Below are 2,500 nucleotides of genomic sequence, written 5' to 3'. Positions count from 1 at the left end.
AGCCCAAGGTTTGTCCTGGGTGATGGCGTACCTTTTGTATAATGGGTCAGCGACTTGGTCTAACGAGCAAGCTTAAGCCGATAGGTGTAGGCGCAGCGAAAGCGAGTCTTAAGAGGGCGAATGAGTTCGTTGGATCAGACCCGAAACCGAGTGATCTAGCCATGTGCAGGTTGAAGGTGCGGTAACACGCACTGGAGGACCGAACCCACGTCTGTTGAAAAAGACGGGGATGACGTGTGGCTAGGGGTGAAAGGCCAATCAAACTCGGAAATAGCTGGTTCTCCGCGAAATCTATTTAGGTAGAGCGTCAGACGAATACCTCGGGGGGTAGAGCACTGGATGGGCTAGGGGTCCTCACCGGATTACCAAACCTAACCAAACTCCGAATACCCGAGAGTACTATCTGGCAGACACACGGCGGGTGCTAAGGTCCGTCGTGGAAAGGGAAACAGCCCTGACCTACAGCTAAGGTCCCCAAGTCATGGTTAAGTGGGAAAGCATGTGGGAATGCTTAGACAACCAGGAGGTTGGCTTAGAAGCAGCCATCCTTTAAAGATAGCGTAACAGCTCACTGGTCAAGCGTTCCTGCGGCGAAAATGTAACGGGGCTCAAACCATGCACCGAAGCTTAGGGTGTGCAGCTTTTGCTGTACGCGGTAGCGGAGCGTTGTGTAAGCCTGCGAAGGGATACCCGTGAGGGATCCTGGAGGTATCACAAGTGCGAATGCTGACATGAGTAGCGACAAAGAGTGTGAGAGACACTCTCGCCGAAAGTCCAAGGGTTCCTGCGCAATGCTAATCAGCGCAGGGTTAGCCGGCTCCTAAGGCGAGGCCGAAAGGCGTAGTCGATGGGAATCACGTTAATATTCGTGAGCCTGCTGGGAAGTGACGGATTGCCAGAGTTGTATGTCCTTATCGGATTGGACGTGCAGTGAGGCGGTTCCAGGAAATAGCCCCAGCTTATAGACCGTACCCGAAACCGACACAGGTGGACTGGTAGAGCATACCAAGGCGCTTGAGAGAACGATGCTGAAGGAACTCGGCAAATTGCACGCGTAACTTCGGGATAAGCGTGACCCTTCATCGGGCAACCGGTGGGGGGTGGCACAGACCAGGGGGTGGCGACTGTTTATTAAAAACACAGGGCTCTGCGAAGCCGCAAGGCGACGTATAGGGTCTGACGCCTGCCCGGTGCCGGAAGGTTAAAAGGAGAGGTGCAAGCCTTGAATTGAAGCCCCGGTAAACGGCGGCCGTAACTATAACGGTCCTAAGGTAGCGAAATTCCTTGTCGGGTAAGTTCCGACCTGCACGAATGGCGTAACGACTTCCCCACTGTCTCCAGCATCGACTCAGCGAAATTGAATTCCCCGTGAAGATGCGGGGTTCCTGCGGTCAGACGGAAAGACCCCGTGCACCTTTACTATAGCTTCACGCTGGCATTCGTGTCGGCATGTGCAGAATAGGTGGTAGGCTTTGAAGCGGGAACGCCAGTTCTCGTGGAGCCGCAATGTGAGATACCACCCTTATCGTCATGGATGTCTAACCGCGGTGTAACAGCACCCGGGACAGCGTGTGGTGGGTAGTTTGACTGGGGCGGTCGCCTCCCAAAGAGTAACGGAGGCGCGCGATGGTGGGCTCAGACCGGTCGGAAATCGGTCGTTGAGTGCAATGGCATAAGCCTGCCTGACTGCGAGAGTGACAACTCGAGCAGAGACGAAAGTCGGTCATAGTGATCCGGTGGTCCCGCGTGGAAGGGCCATCGCTCAACGGATAAAAGGTACGCCGGGGATAACAGGCTGATGATGCCCAAGAGTCCTTATCGACGGCATCGTTTGGCACCTCGATGTCGGCTCATCACATCCTGGGGCTGGAGCAGGTCCCAAGGGTACGGCTGTTCGCCGTTTAAAGTGGTACGTGAGCTGGGTTTAGAACGTCGTGAGACAGTTCGGTCCCTATCTGCCGTGGGTGTTGGAATATTGAGAAGAGCTGTCCCTAGTACGAGAGGACCGGGATGGACGAACCTCTGGTGGACCTGTTGTGGCGCCAGCCGCAGTGCAGGGTAGCTAAGTTCGGACGGGATAACCGCTGAAAGCATCTAAGCGGGAAGCCTCCTTCAAAACCAGTATTCCCTATCAGAGCCGTGGAAGACCACCACGTCGATAGGCCGGGTGTGGAAGCGCAGCAATGCGTGAAGCTTACCGGTACTAATAGCTCGATCGGCTTGATCGTTCTCATTTATCAATGCCTGCAACCCGCACGTTGCACAGATCTCAAAAAGACCAGTCTCACACCAATTTGTTCTTGTTCGACCTGGTGGCTATGGCGAAGCGCCCAGAACCCGATCCCATTCCGAACTCGACCGTTAAACGCTTCAGCGCCAATGGTACTGTGTCTTAAGGCACGGGAGAGTAGGTCGCCGCCAGGTCTAACAAGAACAAATATCCCTTCTCTTTAACCCTCATCCAAAAAGCCCCGCTGCATAACCGCAGCGGGGCTTCTTG

2 rRNA genes (1 of these 2 cut by a window edge) are annotated in these 2,500 nt (G+C 54.8%); both read left to right on the top strand.

Features of this window, described 5'->3' with window-relative positions:
- Nucleotides 1–2,228: ribosomal RNA gene (locus EO136_RS06685) — 23S ribosomal RNA — on the top strand (it extends 507 nt beyond the left edge of the window).
- An 80-nt stretch (nucleotides 2,229–2,308) separates the two neighbouring features.
- Nucleotides 2,309–2,424: ribosomal RNA gene (rrf, locus tag EO136_RS06680) — 5S ribosomal RNA — on the top strand.
- Nucleotides 2,425–2,500 lie beyond the last annotated feature (76 nt).

This window comes from Pelagibacterium montanilacus, from assembly GCF_003992665.1.
Lineage (GTDB): Bacteria > Pseudomonadota > Alphaproteobacteria > Rhizobiales > Devosiaceae > Pelagibacterium > Pelagibacterium montanilacus.
Note: the sequence above shows the minus strand (reverse complement) of the source record. Positions and strands in the feature narration are given on the sequence as shown.